This is a genomic window from Trinickia sp. Z7, assembly GCF_056498045.1.
In genome coordinates, this window is sequence record NZ_JAUEQW010000018.1 from 17,674 (window position 1) to 39,779 (window position 22,106).

Here is a 22,106-nt window from a genome sequence, read left to right on the forward strand (position 1 = left end):
GTTGCCTCCGAGGGGGCGTTGATCGAACGAGGTGCAAGAACGCGTGAATTACTGCTCGAGAACCCACGTGTCCTTGGTGCCGCCGCCTTGCGAAGAATTGACGACGAGCGAGCCCTCGCGCAGTGCGACGCGGGTCAGGCCGCCCGGCACCATGCGCACTTCGCTGCCCGAGAGCACGAACGGGCGCAGATCGATGTGGCGCGGCGCGATACCCGCGTCGACGTAGGTGGGGCACGTCGAAAGCGCGAGCGTCGGCTGCGCGATGTACTTTTCAGGCTGTGCGAGCAGCGCCGCGCGGAACGCCTCGATTTCCGCCGCCGTCGAGGCCGGACCGACGAGCATGCCGTAGCCGCCCGCGCCGTGCGTTTCCTTGACGACGAGCTCCGGCAGATGGTCGAGCACATAGCGCAAGTCATCCGCCTTGCGACACATCCAAGTCGGCACGTTGCATAGAATCGGCTCTTCGCCGAGGTAGAACCGGATCATGTCCGGCACGTACGGATAGATCGATTTGTCGTCGGCGACTCCCGTGCCGACGGCGTTGGCGAGCGTGACGTTGCCCGCGCGATAGGCCGCGAGCAGACCGGCCGCACCGAGCGTCGAGTCCGAGCGAAAGACCTCGGGATCGAGAAAGTCGTCGTCAACCCGACGGTAGATGACATCGACCCGCTGCGGCCCCTGCGTCGTGCGCATATAGACGAAACCGTCGTCGACGAAAAGATCCTGCCCCTCGACGAGTTCCACGCCCATTTGCTGCGCGAGAAACGCGTGCTCGAAATACGCCGAGTTGTACATGCCCGGCGTGAGCACGACGATCGTCGGATCATCCGCCCCGTGCGGCGCCGCCGCGCGCAGCGTGTCGAGCAGCAGATCGGGATAGTGCGCGACGGGCGCCACACGGTTGCGCGCAAACAGATCGGGGAACAACCGCATCATCATCTTGCGGTTTTCGAGCATGTACGAGACGCCGGACGGCACGCGCAGATTGTCCTCCAGCACGTAGAACTCGCCCGCGCCGGCGCGCACGATGTCGATGCCGGCGATATGCGCATAGATATCGCGCGCGACGTCGACACCCTGCATTTGCGGGCGGTACTGGCCGTTGGCGAGAATCTGTTCCGCGGGGATGATGCCCGCGCGCACGATCGCCTGGTCGTGATAGATGTCGTGAATGAATCGATTGAGCGCACCCACGCGCTGACGCAAGCCACGTTCAAGGGCCGCCCACTCGTGCGCGGGGAAGATGCGCGGGATGACGTCGAACGGTATCGTGCGCTCCGTGCCGACGCCGGTTTCGTCCTTGGCGCCGTAGACGGCGAACGTGATGCCGACACGCCGGAAGTTCAGATCGGCTTCCGCGCGCTTGGCGCTGATCTGCTGCTCCGTTTGCGCGCACATCCACGTGAAGAACCCGTGGTAGTGCGCTCGCGCCTGGCCGCTTTGCTGAAACTCGGCAGGCGGCATGCCCGCGACCGCACCTTCATTGCGCTCGAACATCTCGCTGAAGAAAGCTTGCTTCATGGCCGATATTTCCGTTCGTTGTTCGGAGCAGCTCGCGTAAAAACGCGCGCTCCGGTCGAGCCCGTCTGTCGCCCATGCGCGGGCGCAGTCGTTCGGTTATCAAGCATTCTTCGATGGAGGCGATGGCATGCGCCTACCGCCTCGGGCGGACGATCCACGTAGGTCGCCCGGCCTCTTAAGGTGGCCCGCAGCGATCTATTGGGCAATACAGGGGAAACCCGCGGCATGCCCAGCTTCGTGCGCCCCCCAAAGACGGAGAGGACCTAGGCAATTTGCATGCCGACGCCCGCGGGCCGTACCGCTACGGCTGATTGCGGTGAAGCGGAGTCACGACGAATGGGGATTTGCGCACCGGTGCGGGGCATGCCGCACGGTTCGATGCACCGAGGGAGGACACGTTGCGGCTGTGCGCCGGTGCGTGCTGCCGGCGAAGACTCCGGCTCTGCGACAGAAATGACATGGCACGGAACGAGCGATGCTGCTCGCAAGGCGAGGCGTACCGCGGCCCCGCCTCGCCTCACATCGGTGTCAAGCGATGCGCGCTTCCGTCTTCGGATCGAACAGCACGGCCTTCGACACGTCGGCGAGCAGCGTCATGTCTTGCTGCGCCTGCGGGTTCGAGGCCGGGTGGACGCGGCTCACGGTACGCTTGCCGTTGATCTGCGCGAACACGAGCGTGTCCGGCCCCGTCGGTTCGATGACATCCACTTTCACCGTCAACGGTTGCAGGTCGCTGCTATTGGCATCGTGCGCGCCGCGCGCATCGGTGATGCGCTCGGGCCGCAGACCGAGAATCACGTTCTGGCCCACGTGCGCCTTCACGCGATTCGTCTCGAAGGGCAGCTTCAGAGCGCTGCGCGCCACGCCCGTATCGATTTCCAGGCCGATGCCCGACCCCTGCTCGACGAGCTTGCCTTCGATGAAGTTCATGGGCGGTGCGCCGATGAAGCCCGCGACGAAGAGGTTCGACGGCGAATCGTAAATCTCTTGCGGCGCGCCGAACTGCTGCACGATGCCGTCCTTCATCACGGCGATGCGATCGCCGAGCGTCATCGCTTCGATTTGATCGTGCGTGACGTAGACGATCGTCGTGCCCAGGCGCTGATGCAGCAACTTGATTTCCGAGCGCATCTCGATGCGCAGCTTCGCATCGAGGTTCGACAGCGGCTCGTCGAACAGGAACATCACGGGATCGCGCGCGAGCGCCCGCCCCATCGCCACGCGCTGACGCTGGCCGCCGGACAGCTGGCCCGGCTTGCGATCGAGCAAATGATCGATCTGCAGCATCTGCGAGACGCGATCGACGATTTGCGTCTGCTCCTTCTTCGGCACCTTGCGGATGTTCAGGCCGAACGAGATGTTCTCGCGCACGGTCATCGACGGATAAAGCGCGTACGACTGGAACACCATCGCGATATCGCGATCCTTCGGCGACAGATCGTTGACGACCTTGCCGTCGATGCAGATCTGCCCCTTGGTGACCGTTTCGAGGCCGGCGATCATGTTGAGCAGCGTCGACTTCCCGCACCCGGAGCCGCCGACGAGAATCAAGAACTGGCCGTCCTCGATCTCGATGTCGACGCCCTTCAGGACGGGCACGCCGTTCGGATAGGTCTTGTATACGTCGCGGATGGAAAGGCTTGCCATGCTGAAATCCTCTAATCTGCTTGCTGCTTTCGAATAATCGAATATGCGTTGCGATGTATGCGTCTCGCGGCGCGGCGCGCGGGCGGCGCGCCGCGAGAGCGCCGTATCAGCCCTTCACCGCGCCCGCCGTCAAGCCGCGCACGAAGTAGCGGCCCGCGACGACGTAGACGAGCAGTGTCGGCAAAGCCGCGATGATGGCGGCGGCCATGTCGACGTTGTATTCCTTCACACCCGTCGAGGTATTCACGAGATTGTTCAGGGCCACCGTGATCGGCATCGAATCGACGCCCGAGAACACGATGCCGAACAAGAAGTCGTTCCAAATCTGCGTGAATTGCCAGATGACGCACACCATGAAGATCGGCAGCGAGACGGGCAGCAGGATCCGGGTGAAGATCATGAAGAAGCCGGCGCCGTCGATGCGGGCGGCCTTCACGAGCTCAGCCGGAATGCTCACGTAGAAGTTGCGGAAGAACATCGTCGTGAATGCGATCCCGTACACCACGTGCACGAGCACGAGGCCTGTGATCGTGTTCGAGATGCCGACGAAACCGAGAAGACGCGCCATCGGCAACAGGATGGTCTGGAACGGGATGAAGCAGCCGACCAAGAGCATCGTGAAGACGAGGTCGGCGCCGCGAAAGCGCCAGTGCGTCAGCACGTAACCGTTGAACGCGCCGATGATCGACGAGAGCAACACGGCCGGAATCACCATGCGCACCGAATTCATGAAGAACGGACGCATGCCGTCGCAACGCACGCCCGTGCAGGCCTCGCTCCATGCCTTGATCCACGGCGCGAAGGTCCAGTGCGACGGCGGCGTCAGCAGATTGCCGGTGCGCAACTGATCGAGATCCTTGAACGACGTCGACAGCATGACGTAGATCGGAAACAGGAAATACAGGGCGAACAGGACGAGCGCAGCGTAAATGAACGCTCGGCTAATCGTCATCTTAGGCTGCATTGCGCGTGCTCCTCGATTCGAGATACATGAGCGGAACCAGCACGGCAACCACCGTCGCGAGCATCATCATGGACGACGCCGCGCCCACGCCGAGCTGGCCGCGGTTGAACGAGAACGTGTACATGAACATTGCCGGCAACGACGACGATGTGCCGGGGCCGCCCGCCGTGAGTGCGACGACGAGATCGAACGTCTTGATCGTGATGTGGCACAGGATCAGGAGCACCGAGAAAAACACGGGCCGCATGCTCGGAATCACGATCTTGCGATAGATCGTGGGCAGCGTCGCGCCATCGACTTGCGCGGCCTTGAAGATTTCCGCATCGACACCGCGCAGGCCGGCAAGGAACAGCGCCATGACGAAACCCGTCGATTGCCAGACGGCGGCGATCACGATACAGAAGATGGCCTTGTCCGGATCGTCGAGCCAGGTGAACGAGAAGCTCGTCCAGCCCCAGTCGTGCAGCACTTTCTCGAGCCCCAGCGAAGGGTTCAAGATCCACTGCCACGCCGTGCCCGTGACGATGAACGAAAGCGCCATGGGGTACAGGAAGACCGCGCGCAGCGCGCCTTCGTTGCGGATCTTTTGATCGAGCAAGATGGCGAGGAACAGCCCCAGGGCGATGCAGACGCCAATGAACGGGATGCCGAACCACCCGAGGTTCTGCGCCGACGTCCACCACACGTCGTTTTCGAACAATTCGCCGTAGCGCGTGAGGCCGGCGAACGTGTAATTGGGCATCAGCCGCGAATTGGACAGCGACAGGTACCCGGTGACCAGAATGAAGCCATAGACGAAAACTAGGCTGATCGCCACGCTGGGCGAGAGCACGAGCTTCGGGATCCAACGATCGGCCAGTGCCGACAACGACGAGGTGCGGTGGGATACGGGCGCCACGTTGTTCCCTTTTCCGCTGAGAGAGGCAGCCACTACTCGACTCCTGAGTGCTTGCAGGCCGGCCGACGCGCGCCGAACGCTCGATGCGCCCGGCCGGCTAGAGTGACGCAGGCAGACGCCGCATGCAGCGAACGCCCGCCCCTTCGACTACGCTTACTTCGTCTTCGCGGCCCGCGCGAGCGCTGCCACGGCGTCCTGCGACGATTGGTTCGAATTCATGAACTTGGTCACGACGTCGCTGAGCGCACCGGCCGTGGCATCGCCTTGGGCCATGCCGTGAGCCAGCGACGGCACGTAGCCGCCGGCCTTGATCGCCGCTTGCTCATCCGAGTACGACTTCTTCGCGCAATCGTCGTAGCTGCTCATGTCGACGCCCAAACGCACCGGGATCGAGCCTTTGTACAGGCTGAATTGCTTCTGGAAGTCGGGGCTCATGATCGTCTTGGCGAGCGCAAGCTGGCCCGGCGTCGCGGCCTTTTGGCCCTTCTGCTGGAAGAACACGAAGGAATCGACGTTGAACGTGTACGCCTTCTCGGTGCCCGGCACGGCCGTGCAGACGTAATCGGCGCCGGCCTTCTTGTTGGCGTTCGCGAATTCGCCCTTGGCCCAATCGCCCATGAACTGCATGCCGGCCTTGCCGTTGATGACCATGGCGGTGGCGAGGTTCCAGTCGCGGCCCGTGCGCGAGCTGTCGAAGTAGGTCGTGAGCTTACGAACCGTGTCGAACACCTTCACCATTTGCGGCGACGTGAGCGTCTTTTGATCGAGGTCGACGATCGCCTTCTTGTAGAAGTCGGCGCCTTGCGACAGCACGACGTCTTCCCACACCGTGAAGTCTTGCCACGGCTGGCCGCCCATGGCGATCGGCTGATAGCCCGCCGCCTTCATCTTGTCGGCGACGGCGAAGAATTCGTCCCACGTGGCGGGCACCTTGCCGCCTGCCTTATCGAGCGCGGCCTTGTTGATGTACAGCCAGTTCACGCGGTGCACCGAGAACGGCGCGGCGACGTAATGGCCGTCCACTTGCATGATCTTGTCGATCTGCGGCGGCAGATTCTTCTTCCAATCTTCCGACTTCGCCACGGAATCGACGTTCACCAGCACGCCCTGATCCGCCCACTCCTTGATCAGCGGGCCCTTGATTTGCGCGGCGGTCGGCGCGTTGCCCGAGATCACCTGGGTTTTCAGCGCGGTCATGGCCGCGGCGCCCGCGCCGCCCGCCACCGCGAAGTCCTTCCACGTATAGCCTTGCTTCGTCATGTCGTCCTTGAGGACGCCGATGGCCTTCGACTCGCCGCCGGAAGTCCACCAGTGCAGCACTTCGACGGATTCCGCCGCCTGAGCCGCCGACACGCCCACCATCAGCCCCGTGGCGCACAGCGCAGCCATGATCGCGCGAACTTTCATTCTTTATCTCCTCCAGACTACTGACCAAGTAACGATGTCTCCCCTCTTCGACAGGCAGGGGAACGGTGGTTGGATGCAACAGAACAGAACAACAACACTGAACGTGACCGAGGTGCGGCGCATGCGGCGACGCGCACGCACGCGCGCTCGCCCCCATCGGGCGAACCCGGCCGCGATGCCTCGTCAGGAAACGGGTGGTTCAAAGCTCAACGACTGTCTCCTCTTTGAATTCGGCTGGCCCGCCTCGCGCGGGTCCGGCTCGGGGAGGCAGCGCCCTCGAAACCGCGCTGCTAACATGCACGCGCGATGGAAATAGGGACACGCGGCGCACTGCCCGCCGACCGCCTTGAGAGCCTTGCGCCAGGAAGAAGGCGCAAACTTTTTTCAATCGATCGACGTTACCTCTTGATTTGGATTGTAGTTAAACTACAATTCAGTGTCAAAAATATTTTTATCGCGCTACAGACGTCGCAACTCGAGCAGCCAATCGGCCAAGACACGTTTCTCGAATCGCGCCCGCAACCCTTCGACCTTCGGCTCAAGACTCATGCAAATCGATTCAGGCTTCACTTTCGTTCTCTTTGGCGGGACTGGCGATCTGTCGATGCGAAAGATCCTTCCGGCGCTGTACGAGGCGCACCGCGCGGGCATGCTTTCCGAGCACGGCAGGATCGTCGCCGTGGCCCGGCACGCCGCGGATCGCGACGGCTACCTCGAATGGGTCGACAGCAACGTGAAGGCCCACGTCTCGAAGGGCGGCCTGGATCAAGCCGCCTGGCAGGGCTTTCTCGACCGCATCGCGTACGTCAAGCTCGACTTGGGCAAGCCCGAGGATTTCGTCTTGCTGCGCGACGCGCTGGAGAACCACGCCGGCACGCGCGTGTTCTATTTGGCGACGGGGCCCTCGTTGTTCGTGCCGATTTGCCGCGCGCTCGCCTCGGTCGGCCTGAACGAGAACGCCCGCATCGTGCTCGAGAAGCCGCTCGGCTACGATTTGCGTTCGTCCAACGCGATCAACGACGCGGTGGGCGAGATCTTCACCGAGGAACAGATCTATCGAATCGATCACTACCTCGGCAAGGAGCCCGTGCAGAACTTGCTCGCGCTGCGTTTCGGCAATGCGCTGTTCGAGCCGCTGTGGCGCCGCGAGTGGGTCGAGAGCATCCAGATCACGATCGCCGAGGAGTTGGGCGTCGAAGGGCGCGGCGATTTCTACGACAATACGGGCGCACTGCGCGACATGGTGCAGAACCACCTGTTGCAATTGCTGTCGATCGTCGCGATGGAGCCGCCCCACTCGATGGATTCGGACTCGGTCCGCGATGAAAAGCTGCGCGTGCTGCGCGCCCTGAAGCCGATCGATACGCGCGACATCTCCAAGATCGCCGTGCGCGGCCAGTACCACGCGGGCGTCATCAAAGGCACCTCGGTCCCCGCCTATGCGACCGAGCACGGCGTCAAGCCGCAGAGCACGACCGAAACCTTCGTCGCGCTGAAAGTCGAAATCGAAAACTGGCGTTGGGCGGGCGTGCCGTTCTTCCTGCGCACGGGCAAGCGCCTGGCCGAACGCGTCGCCGAGATCGTCGTCAACTTCCGGCCCGTGCCGCATTCGGCGCTCGGCGCACCGGCGCTTCGGCCCGGCGCGAACCGTCTCGTGATCCGGCTACAGCCGAACGAATCCATCCGCCTTTATTGTCTGGCCAAGCAGCCGGGCGAAGGGATGAACCTCTCGAGCGTCCATCTGGATCTCGCCTTCGACCAGTTCTTCAAGGAAGGCCAGATGGAGGCGTACCAGCGCCTGCTGCTCGATGTCATCAACGGGCGCCTCGCGCTGTTCGTGCGGCGCGACGAGCAAGAGGCCGCCTGGCGCTGGGTCGAGCCCATCCTGAACGAATGGTCGGCCTCGAACAAGCCGCCCAAGCCCTACGCGTCGGGCACTTGGGGCCCGGCCGCAGCGAGCGCCATGCTCGCGCAGCACGGCACCTGCTGGCTCGAGGAAGAGAATTGATCTGATGCAAGAACGGCTCGGCGGCACTATGCTGCGCGGCGTGCTCGAGCTTCGAGCGCGCGGCTTCGCTGCCGGCGATGTTGGACATACAAAAAGCAGTCTGGAGGAGAAGTGATCGAGCTTCACGCTTTTGACGACCCGCGCGCCCAAGCCGGCGCGCTGGCGAAAGCGGTCGGCGGTGCGCTCGGCGCGTCGCTTGCCGCGGCCATGGACACGCGCGTCACGCTCGCCGTCTCGGGCGGCACGAGCCCGCGCCCGTTCTTTCAAGCCCTTGCGTTCGAAGCGCTCGATTGGGCGCGCGTGGACGTGACGCTGGTCGACGATCGTTGGGTGGCCGAAACCGACAACGCGAGCAACGCGCGGCTCGTGCGCGAAACGCTGCTCACGCAGGCGGCCGGCGCCGCGCGCTTCGCGCCGCTCGTCGACGTATCGGTCTCGCTCGATGCGCGCGTTGCCGCCTTGAACGCCGACCCAGCGTATGCCCAGCCGAATGTCGCCGTGCTCGGCATGGGCGAGGACGGCCACACGGCATCGTTGTTCGCCGACGCCCCCGCTCACGAATGGACGCACGCGCTGCAAACCGGGGAGCGCTATGTCGCCGTCCACCCGGGCGCGGCGCCGCACGCGCGCATCAGCCTGTCGATGTCCGCCCTCAAACGGGTCGAGCGGCTGTTTCTGTTGATCTCGGGCGAACGCAAGCTCGACGTGCTCAAGACGGCCGCATCCGCGCCGCGAGAAAACGCCATCTCGAAGCTGGCAAACGACAAGGGAGTCAGACTCGATGTCTACTGGTCTGCAAAATAAGGCGGTTTCGATACCCGGCGCACGCCAGCACGCCGACGGTCCGCGCTTGCTGGCCGATATCGGCGGCACCAACGCGCGCTTCGCGCTCGAAACGGAACCGGGCGAGGTTTCGCAGATCCGCGTCTATCCCTGCGCCGACTATCCGACGATCGAAGACGTGTTGAAGAAGTACTTGAAGGACACGAAGGTCGGCCGCGTCAACCACGCGGCAATCGCCATCGCCAATCCCGTGGACGGCGACCACGTGAGCATGACCAACTTCAAGTGGGCGTTCTCGATCGAAGCGACGCGGCGCGCGCTCGGCTTCGACACGCTGCTCGTCGTGAACGACTTCACCGCGCTCGCCATGGCGCTGCCCGGCCTCACCGACGCGCAGCGCTTGCAAGTGGGCGGCGGCGCGCGGCGGCAGAACAGCGTGATCGGGCTGCTCGGCCCCGGCACGGGTTTGGGCGTATCGGGGCTGATCCCCGCCGACGATCGCTGGATCGCTCTCGGCAGCGAGGGCGGCCACGCGAGCTTCGCGCCGCAGGACGAGCGCGAAGATCTCGTCATGCAGTACGCCCGCAAGAAGTGGCCGCACGTCTCGTTCGAGCGCGTCGCGGCAGGGCCGGGCATCGAGCTCATTTACCGCGCCCTGGCGGTCCGCGACAAGAAGCGCGTGCCGGCCAACGTCGATCCAGCGGAGGTCGTGAACCGCGCTCATGCGGGCGAAGCGCTCGCGCTCGAGGCGGTCGATTGCTTCTGCGGCATCCTCGGCACGTTCGCGGGCAACCTGGCCGTGACGCTCGGCGCGCTCGGCGGTATCTATATCGGCGGCGGCGTCGTGCTCAAGCTCGGCGAGTTGTTCATGCGTTCCTCGTTCCGCCAACGCTTCGAAGCGAAAGGCCGATTCGAACCGTATCTGGCCAACGTGCCGACCTACCTCATCACCGCCGAGTATCCGGCGTTCCTCGGGGTGTCCGCGATCCTCGCCGAGCAGTTGTCGAACCGGGCCGGCGGCGGCTCGTCGGCCGTGTTCGAGCGCATCCGCCAAATGCGCGATGCGTTGACGCCGGCCGAGCGCCGCGTAGCCGACCTCGCCCTCAATCATCCGCGCTCGATCATCAGCGACCCGATCGTCGACATCGCGCGCAAGGCCGATGTCAGTCAGCCGACCGTGATCCGCTTCTGCCGCTCGCTCGGGTGCCAGGGGCTGTCCGACTTCAAGCTCAAGCTCGCGACGGGCCTGACGGGCACGATCCCGGTGAGCCATAGCCAGGTGCATCTGGGAGACACCGCGACCGACTTCGGGGCGAAAGTGCTCGACAACACGGTCTCGGCCATCTTGCAGTTGCGCGAGCATTTGAACTTCGACCATGTCGAGCGCGCGATCGAACTGCTGAACGGCGCGCGGCGAATCGAATTCTACGGGCTCGGCAATTCGAACATCGTCGCGCAAGATGCGCACTACAAGTTCTTCCGCTTCGGCATCCCGACGATCGCTTACGGCGATCTATATATGCAGGCGGCGTCGGCCGCGCTGCTCGGCAAGGGCGACGTGATCGTGGCCGTATCGAAGTCGGGGCGCGCGCCGGAACTGCTGCGCGTGCTCGAAGTGGCCATGCAGGCCGGTGCACAGGTGATCGCGATCACATCGAGCAACACCCCGCTCGCCAAGCGCGCAACGGTCGCGCTCGAAACCGATCACATCGAGATTCGCGAATCGCAGTTGTCGATGATTTCACGCATCCTGCATCTCGTGATGATCGACATCCTGGCTGTGGGCGTCGCGATTCGCCGCGCCGAGCCAACGACGGAGATGACTCAAGCCGTCGCGAAGGTGCGCTCGGCGTCCACCGACGACGCCACGGCCGTGCTCGACTGGCTCAGCCACGGGGCGGCGTCCTCGGCGGCGGATTGAGCGAAGCGGCGCGCCGGGGCATTGGGCCTGGCGCGCCGCTTCGCGCCTAACCGTCTCGCGCGGGCGGCGCTTGCGCCAAGCCGCCGCCCCTCCCGCTTCGTCCCGCCTTGTACCGCCTTATCCCGCCTTATTCTTATCCCGCTGCGATCGCACGAACGCTCGCCACCTATCGTGGCGACGGGCAAAAATGCCGCGGCAGCCCCTCCTTGCCGGCCCCTTCGCCCGGCTATGCACCGAAACGTCGACTTTTCTTCAACGTATTCGCAACAATGGTGCGTCAAAAAATGTCGCGGCTACGCAACACTTTGGGGAAAGAATTAAGCATTCGCTTTCACTTCTTTCCTTATCTGACAAGGGGCTGCATGATTCGTTGGCGGATATAGTCCTTTTCACTACACGCAATAATGTTCGGCAACTAGTGTTTCTACCAATGAGGGTACGGAGGCCAGATGCCTAGTATCCCCATCGACGCCTGGACCCTGCGGCGGCGCCAAGACACCCAAGAGGTGGAATGGGTCCGCGGCAAAGAAATTACCCAATCCGGGTTGCTCACACTGCAACTCCCTTCGTCTCGGAGACCATTTGATGAAAAAATCGCTTCTCGCACTCGCCGTGACGAGCGCCTTCGCAGCACCGGCGTTCGCACAAAATAGCGTCACGTTGTACGGCATCATCGACGCCGGCCTCACGTACACGAACAACATCGGTGGTCAGCACGCCTACCAAATGCAAAGCGGCATCGTGCAAGGCAGCCGTTGGGGTCTGAAGGGCGCCGAGGACCTGGGCGGCGGCACGAAGGCCATTTTCCAATTGGAAAACGGCTTTAACGTGATGAACGGCAACCTCGCGCAACATTCGCGTGAATTCGGCCGTCAAGCCTACGTCGGTTTGTCGAACGACCAGTTCGGTACGCTGACTCTCGGCCGTCAATACGACCCGGTCGTCGACAACGCACAAGCAACGACGTTCAACGGCCAATGGGGCGCGTTCTTCTCGCACCCGGCTGACATCGACAACACGGACAACGGCTTCCGCATCAACAACGCCGTGAAGTACGTGTCGCCGCGCTTCGGTGGCGTCCAGGGCGAATTGATGTACGCGTTCGGCGGCGTGGCTGGCCAGTTCAGCAGCCAAAGCACGATCGGCGCCGGCTTGAACTACTCGGGCGGCCCGCTGTACATCGGCGCTGGCTACTTCTTCGCGAAGAACCCGGCAACGCAGTTCAATGATGGCAACTTCGGCGCGAACCAAGCACCGGCAGCTGTCACGAGCGCATCGGGCATCTGGGGCTTGGTCGGTTCGCCCTCGAACATGCAAACCATCAGCGCAGGCGCCACGTATCAATTCGGCCCGGCACAGATCGGCGGCAACTTCTCGGACGTTCGCTTCGACGACGCCAACGGCGTTACCGGCAACAAGGTTCGCTTCGACAGCTTCGAACTGTGGGGCAATTACAGCCTGACGTCGGCCATGACGCTGGGCGCCGGCTACACGTTCACGACCGGCAAGGTCGACGCAACGGACAAAAAGCCGAAGTACGGTCAGCTCAATGCCATTGCCGATTACCGTTTGTCGAAGCGCACGGACGTCTACGCAATGGGCGTCTACCAGCACGCGATGAGCGGCGGTGTGACGGCCGACATCTACGCACCGATCCTCGGCGCTGCAAGCTCGACCAAGAACCAAGTGCTCGGCCGCGTCGGCATCCGTCACAAGTTCTAAGCACAGCGACATGTCATCCAGTGGGCCTCGGCCCGCTGGAGCATGATTGCCGCAGCATCTTCAAAGCGCCCCTCGCGGGCGCTTTTTTTGTGCCCGATCGTCGCGCGTTAGCCATTGAGCCGACGGCCCCTACGCCCCGCTTTCGGTACAATTGGCCCCATCCTACCGGTCACGGCCGCGGCGCTCGATGCGCCAGCGCCTGTCTCGAGCCGGTCCCTCGTCGATCCCATTTCGCCCATGTCCAGCAATCAAGCCCTGTTCGAACGCGCACAGCAAACCATCCCCGGCGGCGTCAATTCGCCCGTGCGGGCCTTTCGCTCGGTAGGGGGCACGCCCCGTTTCGTCAAACGCGCTCAGGGGCCGTACTTCTGGGACGCCGAAGGCACGCGCTACATCGACTACATCGGCTCGTGGGGTCCGATGATCGTCGGCCACGTTCACCCCGAAGTGCTCGAAGCCGTGCAGCGTGTGTTGGTGGACGGGTTTTCCTTCGGCGCACCGACCGAGGCGGAAATCGAGATCGCCGAGGAAATCTGCAAGCTGATGCCTTCGATCGAAAAAGTGCGCCTGGTATCGAGCGGCACCGAAGCCACCATGAGCGCGCTGCGCCTTGCACGCGGTTTCACACAGCGCAACCGCATCGTCAAATTCGAAGGCTGCTACCATGGACACGCCGATAGCCTCCTCGTCAAAGCGGGGTCGGGCTTGCTCACCTTCGGCAATCCCACGTCGGCCGGCGTCCCGGCGGATATCACGAAGCACACCACGGTGCTCGAATACAACAACACGCAGGCGCTCGAGGAAGCGTTCGCCGCCTTCGGCGACGAAATCGCAGCCGTCATCGTCGAGCCCGTGGCCGGCAACATGAACCTCGTGCGCGGCAACCCGGCGTTTCTGCAAACGCTGCGGCGCCTGTGCACGCGTCACGGCGCCGTGCTGATTTTCGACGAAGTCATGTGCGGCTTTCGCGTCGCGCTAGGCGGCGCTCAGGCGCTCTATGGCATCACCCCGGATCTCACGTGCCTCGGCAAGGTGATCGGCGGCGGCATGCCCGCAGCGGCTTTCGGCGGGCGACGCGACATCATGTCGCTGCTCGCACCGGAAGGCGCCGTCTACCAGGCGGGCACGCTTTCGGGCAACCCGATCGCCGTTGCCGCAGGCCTGAAGACGCTCCAGCTGATTCAAGCGCCCGGTTTCTACGAGCGTCTCTCGGCGCAAACGGAGCGGCTCGCGAGCGGCTTGACGGCCGCGGCGCGCGAGGCGGGCGCGATGTTCTGCGCCGACGCCGTGGGCGGCATGTTCGGGCTCTACTTCACCGAGCACGTGCCCGCGAGCTTCGCCGACGTCTCGCATAGCGACATCGCGCGCTTCAACACGTTCTTCCATCAAATGCTCGACGCCGGCGTGTACTTCGCCCCTTCGGCCTACGAGGCCGGCTTCGTGTCGAGCGCCCACGACGACGCCGTGATCGACGCGACGATCGAAGCGGCGCGCCGCGCGTTCGCGGCGCGCGCGTCCTAACCCCGCGCGCCGATGTTCTCCGAAGCCGACTTCATCCATATGCAGCGCGCGCTCACGCTCGCCGCGCGCGGCATGTATACGACCACGCCGAATCCGCGCGTGGGTTGCGTGCTCGTCAAAGACGGCATGCCGATCGGCGAAGGCTATACACAACCGGCCGGGCAAGATCACGCCGAGGTGCAGGCGCTCAAGGACGCCCGGCGGCGCGGACATGATCCGCAGGGCGCAACGGCCTACGTTTCGCTCGAACCGTGCAGCCACTTCGGCCGTACGCCGCCGTGCGTGCATGCGCTGATCGACGCGCGCGTGAAGCGCGTCATCGCGGCGATGGAAGATCCGAATCCGCAGGTGTCCGGGCGGGGGCTGTCGAGGCTGCGCGAAGCGGGTATCGACGTGCGCTGCGGCTTGCTCGCGAACGAAGCGCGCGAATTGAACATCGGTTTCGTATCACGCATGACGCGCGCGCGCCCGTGGGTGCGGATGAAGGTCGCGGCATCGCTCGACGGGCGCACGGCGCTGCCTTCCGGCGAAAGCCAATGGATCACGGGCCCCGCCGCGCGCGCCGATGGCCACGCGTGGCGCGCACGCGCTTGTGCGATTTTGACTGGCATCGGCACGGTGCGTGACGACGATCCGCAGTTGACCGTGCGCGAAGTGCAAACGCCGCGGCAACCGCTGCGGGTGCTCGTCGATAGCCGGCTTGACGTGCCGCTCACGGCGCGCTTGCTCGACGGCGCCCCGCCGCTCGTCTTTTGCGGGCGCATCGAGCCCGGCAACGCTGCGCGAGCCAACGCGTTGGGTGCGCGCGGCGTCGAGATCGTGCCGCTTGCGAACGCACACGGCAAGGTCGATCTACCCGCGATGCTGAAGGTGCTAGGCGAGCGCGGGATAAACGAACTGCACGTCGAAGCGGGGCATAAGCTCAATGGCTCGCTGTTGCGCGAGGGGTGCGTGGACGAACTGCTCGTCTATCTGGCGCCTAGCCTCCTCGGCTCGGATTCGGCCGGGATGCTCGCCTTGGCCGCACCGGCCTCGCTCGATGCACGCACGCGTCTCACCTTTCACACGATCGAGCGCATTGGCGACGATCTTCGCATCTTGGCGCGGCTGCAACCGCCGTCGACGCCCAATTGAACTGAACGGCATTTGAACGACAAAGGAACGCTACGATGTTTACGGGAATCGTCGCGGCTGTGGGCCGCATCGAAACAGTGAAGCCGCTCGGCGCGGATCCGGCTGCCGGCGTGCGACTGACGGTAGACGCGGGAGCGCTCGATCTGACGGACGTAGCGCTTGGCGACAGCATTGCCATTCAGGGCGCTTGCATGACCGTCGTGGAAAAGACGGCGCGCACCTTCGACGTCGATGTCTCGCGCGAAAGCCTGAATTGCACGGTCGGGCTCGCCGAGCCGGGCGAGGTCAATTTGGAGAAGGCGCTGACTGCGCACGAGCGCTTGGGCGGGCACATCGTCTCGGGCCACGTCGATGGGCTTGGCGTCGTCACGCGATTTGCCGCTGTCGGCGAATCGCACGAACTGCGCATCCTCGCGCCGCAAGACATCGGCCGCTACCTCGCCTACAAAGGCTCGATCACGGTCAACGGCGTGAGTTTGACCGTCAACAGCGTTGAGGATCGCGATGACGGCTGCGAGTTCTCGATCAATCTCATCCCGCATACCGTCGAAGTCACGACGCTCAAGCACTTGAAGGTCGGGGCGCAGGTGAATCTCGAAGTGGATTTGATTGCGCGGTACACCGAAAGGATGCTGTCATCGGCGTCCCCCAAGGGACGCTCGTAACTGGTTAAACCAGCGCGAGCTTCGAGTTTTATCGTCCACCAACTTACTCGGCGATCCGCTGCCGGAACCACGCCGCCAGCGCAGCTTCGTCCAGCGCGCCAGCGGCAACCATTTCCATGGTCCTAACGGCATCGGCCGGATCAAACTTCAGCCGATAGCCGTTGTCTGCCAGGAAAAGGCGCGCAACCACCCAAGCTGTTCTCTTGTTGCCGTCCGCAAAGCCATGATTCCGCGCCAACCCATAGGCATATGCGGCGGCGAGCGCGGCCGCGTCTGCACTCGCATAAACATCGAGATTCTGCGGTCGTGCCAGTGCCGACTCCACCGCTCCCTTGTCGCGCACACCATCGAGCCCGCCATGCTCTGCGAGCTGGCGATCATGGATTGCGTAAGTCAGGTCCGCACGCACCCAGCGCCATGCCGTCATTTGGCTAGCGCCCGCAAAATATCGCGGTCATCGTGCATGATCTCTTCCGCCAGCTTCATCTGGCGTTCAAAATCCGGGTTGTATGGCGTAATCCGATAACCACCTTCGGGGGCCTCGGTCAGATACACGGTATCGCCCTTCTGCACCTTGAGCCGTGCCATCGCCTCCTTGGTAAGAATGAAACCGGCAGAAGCCCCGACAGTTGTGACCTTAAATGTAAGCATGGCACCCTCCTCGCTATATAATCTTCATTATATAGCAACCGCCTACCCAAAGGACAAGGATTGAACGACTCTCCAACAGTTCGTGTTCAGGGACGGAAAGGTGGCCATCCCGTTCGCGACGCCGACACAACGCCAGAGATTAGCGAACTGGCGCGTTTGCGCGCCGAAAATGCACGGCTCCGTGCCGTGCTCGATGCGCACGGCATCGACTTCCAACGGTCGTTGGCCGAGCCGGCAGCCCCGCAGCAGACGGAGGTGTGCCGGCTTAGTACGGACGAGAAAGTCGCTTTGTTTCGCCGGCTGTTTCAGGGTCGTACCGATGTTTATCCAGTCAGATGGCAAAGCAAGGCTGGCAAATCAGGCTACTCCCCCGCTTGTGCCAACGAGTGGAGACCCCGTATTTGTGAGAAACCCCGAATCAAATGCTCCGACTGCGGCCACCGCCTCCTGATACCGTTGTCCGACCAGATCATCTATGACCACCTTGCTGGTAGGCACACGATTGGCGTCTACCCCTTGCTGGCTGACGATACCTGCCATTTTCTCGCCGTCGATTTCGATGATGCCGACTGGCGGGAAGATGCTCAGGCTTTCAGGTCGTCATGCACCGAATTAGGCGTACCGGCTGCGCTGGAAATCTCGCGATCCGGCAATGGCGCACACATCTGGATTTTCTTCCGGTCGGCCGTACCTGCTCGGGATGCGCGACGCCTGGGCACCGCGATCATCAGCCATACATGCGTGCGAACCCGGCAACTGAAGCTGGCATCCTACGACCGCCTCTTCCCTAACCAGGACACGATGCCGAAAGGTGGCTTCGGCAATCTGATAGCACTTCCTTTGCAAAAGACGCCGCGCGAGCAGGATTGCAGTGTTTTCGTCGACGAGGACTTCCAACCCTACACGGACCAGTGGGCTTACCTGGCTTCGATCCAATCGATGGCGACTGACTCTGTCGAGCAAGCCATCACGGATGCTACGGGCGGTACGCATCCTCTCGACGTTACCTTCATTACCGAGGAGGATCAGACGGAACCGTGGAAAGTGCGTAAACGCCAGCAAGATACACTGCCGGGTCCGATGCCGGCTTCGCTCTCTGTCACCGCAGCCGATCTCGTCTATTTCGAGAAAGCACGTGTCCCCCAACCTCTGCTCAACCGGCTGATCCGCCTCGCCGCTTTTCCGAATCCCGAATTTTTTAAGGCCCAGGCTATGCGTTTCCCTGTCTGGGACAAACCACGAATTATTGGTTGTGCAGATAACCACCCGAAGCACATCGCGTTACCGCGCGGATGTCTCGACGCCGCCCGCAAGTTGCTTCGTGACAACAGAATTCGGTGCGAACTTCACGACGAGCGGTTTTCAGGCAAACCCCTTGATGTCACCTTTTCAGGTACGTTGCGAGCCGATCAGGAACAGGCTGTCGCGGCGATGCTTCGACACGATACCGGGGTGCTATGCGCTCCAACCGCATTCGGCAAAACGGTGACCGCGGCAGCCCTGATCGCGCGACGTGGGGTCAATACGCTAGTCCTTGTACACCGAACCGAACTGCTCAGGCAATGGCAGGAGCGGCTACAGGCGTTTCTCGGCGTCAGCAAAGGTGTCGTCGGCACAATTGGCGGCGGAAAAGCGAAGCCCAGCGGGCGAATCGATATTGCCGTCATGCAGTCGCTCTCACGCCAGGGCGACACAAGCGAGTTGATCGAGCAGTACGGGCATGTGATCGTGGACGAATGCCACCATCTCTCCGCCGTCTCATTCGAAGGATTGCTGAAGCGCGCCAGAGCGAAATATGTGCTCGGGCTGACTGCGACGCCGATCCGCAGAGACGGCCAGCATCCGATCATATTCATGCAGTGCGGACCAATCCGCCATACTGCCTCGCGACCGGACACGGCCCCACACGACCTTGAGGTCATTCCCCGAATCCAATCTTCGACGATTGATTTACCCGCCGAAGCAGGTATTCAGGACGTCTTCCGGCATGTCGCTACCGACCCCCACCGTACGGCGGTCATCGGGGACGAGGTGGTCGCCGCGCTTTCCAGCGGGCGCAAGGTTCTCGTTCTGACCGAGCGCACCGAACACGTCGCGGCCATAGAAAAAGTTCTGACCGGAAGCGTGGAGAAGATTTTCACACTGCATGGTCGCATGTCGAAGAAACAACGAAGCCTCGTAGTCGCCGAACTCGAAGCCTTACCGGCAAATGCTCCGCGGGTGGTTCTGGCAACCGGCAAACTCGTGGGCGAAGGTTTCGACCATCCCCCGCTTGATACGCTCGTCCTCGCAATGCCCATCTCATGGAAAGGCACGCTTCAGCAATACGCTGGAAGACTGCACCGCGAGCATGCAACGAAAGCCGATGTTCGCATCCTCGATTTCGTCGACACAGGACATCCGGGCTTGCTCCGGATGTGGGACAAGCGCCAGGCAGGTTATCGAGCAATGGGATATAGGGTAGAACACCCCAACCCCACTCATCGGCTTCTATAGCAGCCGATCAACGGCAGGAAAGTTCAGCGAACCACAACCTGGCGCGGCAACTGACTCCCCCGACATGAAGATTGAAACGTGAGCGAATACCAATACTACGAATTTGCCGCAATCGACCGACCGCTTACCGGGCAGCAGCAGACCGAGTTGCGAAGCCGCTCTACGCGAGCGACGATCACGGCCTCGAGCCTCATCAACGAATATCACTGGGGCAATCTCAAAGGCGAACCGCTCGACTGGGTAGAGCGCTACTTCGACGCCCATGCCTACTCCGCCAACTGGGGAAGCTGCCGCCTTCTGTTGCGACTGCCGCGGACAATATTCGATGCTCGGTCGCTGCTCGATTACACAGGTCGCGAGAGGCGCGCGGCACGGTCGCAGTTTGCGAAAGCGTTCGATGCCATCGACACTGGCGAACATTGCCTCCTCGACTGGTGGTTCAACGACGACGCTGGAGAAAACGTTCGCTTCTCCGAAGAAGCTGACGGCGCAGGGTGGATGGCACGACTGCTGCCCATCCGCGATGAACTGCTCAGAGGCGACACACGTCCGCTTTATCTCGGCTGGCTAGCCCGACTAGGTAATGGCGAGTTAAGCGCCGATGACCGTGAACCACCATTGCCGGACGGACTCAAGACACTGACGCCCGCGCAGAATGCCCTCGCTGAATTCCTGATGCTCGATCCGGACTGGCTCGCCGCCACGGCAGAAAAGAGCCCCCCATTCTCTGCCGGCTCTGACAATAATGACCGATTCGATCCGTGGCTGTCCGAGTTGACGGAAGATGAAATGCGTACTGCGCTGCGCATGCTGCTGGAAGGACGACACCAGGAGGCCGAGCGAACCCTTCGGCGTAGGTTCCGCACCTGGGAACAGGAGCGGCTTCCCAAGCGCGTTGCGAGCCTAGTAGCGCCCCGATGTGTAAGCGAAATTGAGGCACGAGTCAGTCTTCATCGTCTCGCTCGCGAACAGCAGGAACGCGAAGCACACGAGGCCGCAGAAGCGCGACGCAAGGCAGAGCGCTCAGGCTACCTTACCTCGCTCCTTGAAGACGAAGACAGTGCGTGGTCCGCCATCGACTCAAAGCTCCAGCGAGGATCCGGATCGTCCTACGACCAGGCTAGCGGTATGTCGAAAGGATGTTGTCGACGGCGTCGACCATTCAGCGTAGCTGACCGCTGCGCGGAGCCTCGCAGCGTGAATATTTTTCGCTCTGAGACAAGTCGCTCATTTGCGACTCTGCAACTCTTGGGCACTTTGCACCCGGCACGTTGGGTTTTGGCCCTGCTGCCCACTCAAACCGAACTACGCCACGGCAACTCGCGATCGAGCGGCCACCCCTCCACCGCTCGCCAACTCTTTCAACGCCCGCTCCGGAGACACGGGGCCCTTGTAAAGGGGGCTACATGGCGTGTGCGCCAATTTTAGCGACAGATCGATGAGTTCGTTCGGTTTGTCGTGGGCGCGGTAGGCTTCGGCGAGATGCGCAAACTCGGTCATGATGCCGACAACGCTGCGATTTTGCGTCTTCGTGTATTTGACGCTGTGCATTTCGGACACCTCCGATTCGATGAACGGACGCGGTACGCCGTGCGCGGTCAATATATCCACCAGTGCCTCAGGGAATCTGAGCGCTAAGCTTGCCGCCGGAGCCAACGGCATCAGCACCGGCAGTAGCGTCCGCTCACTCACGAGCATCGCAATGTGCGGCCTCCAGGACAAAACCGTTGCGTACCAGTTGCCCAGCTTCGTCGTGCCACTTCCGGCCTCGACGACGTCGGGTTTCAGACGCTGGAGCAGCTTTTGAGTGCAGCAAAGGTACAGCATTGAAAAAGGGACCGTTCGTATATCGACAGAAGATGTACGCCTTTTGTGCTAACATGACGTACATCTGAAGGAGAATTTCATGAGCACATCGACCCGTTCCGCTCGCCTGGGTTTGCGGGCCACGCCACAGCAGGAAGCAGTGCTGCGCCGTGCAGCCGAGATCGCGCACAAATCAATGACCGATTTTATTCTCGATAGCGCTTGCCAGGTTGCCGAACGAACTCTGCTTGACCAGCGTTTGTTCCTCGTAACGGAAAGCCAATCGCAGGCGCTGCTTGACATGCTCGATCGTCCGACCCAAGACAATGCGGGCTTGAAGGAGTTGTTCTCCCGAACGGCGCCTTGGGAAAACTGATGTCGCTGTCCGCACTGCAAGCACTAGGCTCCAACCATGTATTGGAGGACTTCGATTGCGGCAAGCCCGGGCTGAATGACTGGCTCCTGCGCCATGCACGGCAGGCGCAAGCTAGTGGCTCGGCCAAGACCTACGTCGTTACCGAAGATCAACGCCTGGTTGGATACTACAGCCTAGCGGTTGGACAAATCGATACGATTGAGGCACCCGATCGAGTCCGCAAAGGGATGGGAGCCTATCCAATCCCTGTGGTCATCCTTGCTCGGCTGGCGGTGGCAATGCAGGACCATGGTCGTGATGTCGGAATTGGCATGCTGCAAGACGCAATCCGGCGTACAGTGGCCATCGCCGAACAAGTCGGCGTTCGCGCGCTGCTGACACACCCGATCGATGAGGATGCAGCTCGGTTTTATTTGCGTTTCGGATTTGAAGCTTCACCGGTGCGAGAGCAGCAATTGCTGCTATTGCTCAAGGACGCCCGTCGACTACTCATGCCTGCCGCATCGGGCAAACAGGCGTAGGGATCGTCTATCGATGTCTCGCTACAGCTCGCGTGACATGACGGTGTTTCTGACGGTATACGCAA

Annotated in this window: 18 protein-coding genes and 1 pseudogene; 11 read left to right on the forward strand and 8 right to left on the reverse strand. The window is 62.4% G+C overall.

The features are described 5' to 3' along the window. Positions 1-48: 48 nt before the first annotated feature. The 5 genes from QQS38_RS22775 to QQS38_RS22795 form a co-directional block, all read right to left on the reverse strand. Positions 49-1,521 (reverse strand): circularly permuted type 2 ATP-grasp protein, encoded by a 1,473-nt coding sequence (locus tag QQS38_RS22775; protein WP_479647617.1) that lies wholly within the window; start codon positions 1,519-1,521, stop codon positions 49-51. 528 nt (positions 1,522-2,049) lie between these two features. Further along, positions 2,050-3,168, reverse strand: a complete 1,119-nt coding sequence (locus QQS38_RS22780; RefSeq protein ID WP_479647618.1) for an ABC transporter ATP-binding protein — start codon at positions 3,166-3,168, stop codon at positions 2,050-2,052. A 106-nt stretch (positions 3,169-3,274) separates the two neighbouring features. Beyond that, positions 3,275-4,132: a carbohydrate ABC transporter permease gene (locus QQS38_RS22785; RefSeq protein ID WP_479647619.1), complete on the reverse strand. Its 858-nt coding sequence runs from the start codon at positions 4,130-4,132 to the stop codon at positions 3,275-3,277. Next, positions 4,122-5,063: a carbohydrate ABC transporter permease gene (locus QQS38_RS22790; protein ID WP_479647620.1), complete on the reverse strand. Its 942-nt coding sequence runs from the start codon at positions 5,061-5,063 to the stop codon at positions 4,122-4,124. Before QQS38_RS22790 ends, QQS38_RS22785 begins: the two co-directional genes overlap by 11 nt. A gap of 120 nt (positions 5,064-5,183) precedes the next feature. Then, positions 5,184-6,437 carry an ABC transporter substrate-binding protein gene (locus QQS38_RS22795; protein ID WP_479647621.1) on the reverse strand — a complete coding sequence of 418 codons (1,254 nt, stop codon included), beginning with the start codon at positions 6,435-6,437 and terminating at the stop codon, positions 5,184-5,186. A 547-nt stretch (positions 6,438-6,984) separates the two neighbouring features. On the opposite strand from QQS38_RS22795, the gene zwf reads away from it, so the two are divergent. The 7 genes from zwf (at position 6,985) to QQS38_RS22830 (ending at position 16,191) form a co-directional block, all read left to right on the forward strand. Beyond that, on the forward strand, positions 6,985-8,445 hold the full coding sequence (gene zwf / locus QQS38_RS22800; RefSeq protein WP_479647622.1) for a glucose-6-phosphate dehydrogenase: 1,461 nt from the start codon (positions 6,985-6,987) through the stop codon (positions 8,443-8,445). 111 nt (positions 8,446-8,556) lie between these two features. Continuing rightward, on the forward strand, positions 8,557-9,249 hold the full coding sequence (pgl, locus tag QQS38_RS22805) for a 6-phosphogluconolactonase (RefSeq protein WP_479647623.1): 693 nt from the start codon (positions 8,557-8,559) through the stop codon (positions 9,247-9,249). Beyond that, entirely contained in the window at positions 9,227-11,149 is a 1,923-nt protein-coding gene (locus QQS38_RS22810; protein WP_479647624.1) for a bifunctional transcriptional regulator/glucokinase, read from the forward strand. The genes pgl and QQS38_RS22810 overlap by 23 nt, the downstream gene beginning before the upstream one ends. Before the next feature lie 585 nt (positions 11,150-11,734). Next, positions 11,735-12,871, forward strand: coding sequence for a porin (locus QQS38_RS22815; RefSeq protein ID WP_479647625.1), 1,137 nt, complete (start codon positions 11,735-11,737; stop codon positions 12,869-12,871). 237 nt (positions 12,872-13,108) lie between these two features. Continuing rightward, positions 13,109-14,392: a glutamate-1-semialdehyde 2,1-aminomutase gene (gene hemL / locus QQS38_RS22820; RefSeq protein WP_479647626.1), complete on the forward strand. Its 1,284-nt coding sequence runs from the start codon at positions 13,109-13,111 to the stop codon at positions 14,390-14,392. Between the two features lie 12 nt (positions 14,393-14,404). Then, positions 14,405-15,526 carry a bifunctional diaminohydroxyphosphoribosylaminopyrimidine deaminase/5-amino-6-(5-phosphoribosylamino)uracil reductase RibD gene (gene ribD, locus QQS38_RS22825; protein WP_479647627.1) on the forward strand — a complete coding sequence of 374 codons (1,122 nt, stop codon included), beginning with the start codon at positions 14,405-14,407 and terminating at the stop codon, positions 15,524-15,526. A gap of 35 nt (positions 15,527-15,561) precedes the next feature. Then, entirely contained in the window at positions 15,562-16,191 is a 630-nt protein-coding gene (locus tag QQS38_RS22830; RefSeq protein ID WP_479647628.1) for a riboflavin synthase, read from the forward strand. Between the two features lie 43 nt (positions 16,192-16,234). On the opposite strand, the gene QQS38_RS22835 is transcribed toward QQS38_RS22830, so the two are convergent. After that, the gene (locus QQS38_RS22835) at positions 16,235-16,618 is read right to left on the reverse strand and encodes a type II toxin-antitoxin system death-on-curing family toxin (RefSeq protein WP_009889673.1); all 384 of its coding nucleotides are present in this window, start codon (positions 16,616-16,618) and stop codon (positions 16,235-16,237) included. Continuing rightward, positions 16,615-16,842, reverse strand: a complete 228-nt coding sequence (locus QQS38_RS22840; RefSeq protein ID WP_009889671.1) for an AbrB/MazE/SpoVT family DNA-binding domain-containing protein — start codon at positions 16,840-16,842, stop codon at positions 16,615-16,617. Before QQS38_RS22840 ends, QQS38_RS22835 begins: the two co-directional genes overlap by 4 nt. Positions 16,843-16,902: 60 nt before the next feature. Between QQS38_RS22840 and QQS38_RS22845 the strand changes: the two genes are divergently transcribed. Both QQS38_RS22845 and QQS38_RS22850 read left to right on the forward strand, forming a co-directional pair. Beyond that, a complete protein-coding gene (locus tag QQS38_RS22845; RefSeq protein WP_479647629.1) occupies positions 16,903-19,338 on the forward strand; it encodes a TOTE conflict system archaeo-eukaryotic primase domain-containing protein in 2,436 nt (811 codons plus the stop codon). 78 nt (positions 19,339-19,416) lie between these two features. Then, on the forward strand, positions 19,417-20,766 hold the full coding sequence (locus QQS38_RS22850; protein ID WP_479647630.1) for a hypothetical protein: 1,350 nt from the start codon (positions 19,417-19,419) through the stop codon (positions 20,764-20,766). On the opposite strand, the pseudogene QQS38_RS22855 reads toward QQS38_RS22850, so the two are convergent. Further along, positions 20,767-21,165, reverse strand: a pseudogene (locus QQS38_RS22855) (DUF6933 domain-containing protein); the annotation flags it as partial. It lies immediately after the preceding gene. 79 nt (positions 21,166-21,244) lie between these two features. On the opposite strand from QQS38_RS22855, the gene QQS38_RS22860 reads away from it, so the two are divergent. Both QQS38_RS22860 and QQS38_RS22865 read left to right on the forward strand, forming a co-directional pair. Further along, entirely contained in the window at positions 21,245-21,520 is a 276-nt protein-coding gene (locus QQS38_RS22860; RefSeq protein WP_102608629.1) for a type II toxin-antitoxin system TacA family antitoxin, read from the forward strand. Next, positions 21,508-22,041: a GNAT family N-acetyltransferase gene (locus QQS38_RS22865; protein ID WP_479647631.1), complete on the forward strand. Its 534-nt coding sequence runs from the start codon at positions 21,508-21,510 to the stop codon at positions 22,039-22,041. The genes QQS38_RS22860 and QQS38_RS22865 overlap by 13 nt, the downstream gene beginning before the upstream one ends. Positions 22,042-22,106: the final 65 nt, after the last annotated feature.

Coding starts and splice junctions, on each gene's coding strand:
- QQS38_RS22775 (WP_479647617.1), bottom strand. CDS start 1,521: ATGAAGCAAGCTTTCTTCAGCGAGATGTTCGAGCGCAATGAAGGTGCG.
- QQS38_RS22780 (WP_479647618.1), bottom strand. CDS start 3,168: ATGGCAAGCCTTTCCATCCGCGACGTATACAAGACCTATCCGAACGGC.
- QQS38_RS22785 (WP_479647619.1), bottom strand. CDS start 4,132: ATGCAGCCTAAGATGACGATTAGCCGAGCGTTCATTTACGCTGCGCTC.
- QQS38_RS22795 (WP_479647621.1), bottom strand. CDS start 6,437: ATGAAAGTTCGCGCGATCATGGCTGCGCTGTGCGCCACGGGGCTGATG.
- zwf (WP_479647622.1), top strand. CDS start 6,985: ATGCAAATCGATTCAGGCTTCACTTTCGTTCTCTTTGGCGGGACTGGC.
- QQS38_RS22810 (WP_479647624.1), top strand. CDS start 9,227: ATGTCTACTGGTCTGCAAAATAAGGCGGTTTCGATACCCGGCGCACGC.
- QQS38_RS22815 (WP_479647625.1), top strand. CDS start 11,735: ATGAAAAAATCGCTTCTCGCACTCGCCGTGACGAGCGCCTTCGCAGCA.
- hemL (WP_479647626.1), top strand. CDS start 13,109: ATGTCCAGCAATCAAGCCCTGTTCGAACGCGCACAGCAAACCATCCCC.
- ribD (WP_479647627.1), top strand. CDS start 14,405: ATGTTCTCCGAAGCCGACTTCATCCATATGCAGCGCGCGCTCACGCTC.
- QQS38_RS22830 (WP_479647628.1), top strand. CDS start 15,562: ATGTTTACGGGAATCGTCGCGGCTGTGGGCCGCATCGAAACAGTGAAG.
- QQS38_RS22835 (WP_009889673.1), bottom strand. CDS start 16,618: ATGACGGCATGGCGCTGGGTGCGTGCGGACCTGACTTACGCAATCCAT.
- QQS38_RS22840 (WP_009889671.1), bottom strand. CDS start 16,842: ATGCTTACATTTAAGGTCACAACTGTCGGGGCTTCTGCCGGTTTCATT.
- QQS38_RS22860 (WP_102608629.1), top strand. CDS start 21,245: ATGAGCACATCGACCCGTTCCGCTCGCCTGGGTTTGCGGGCCACGCCA.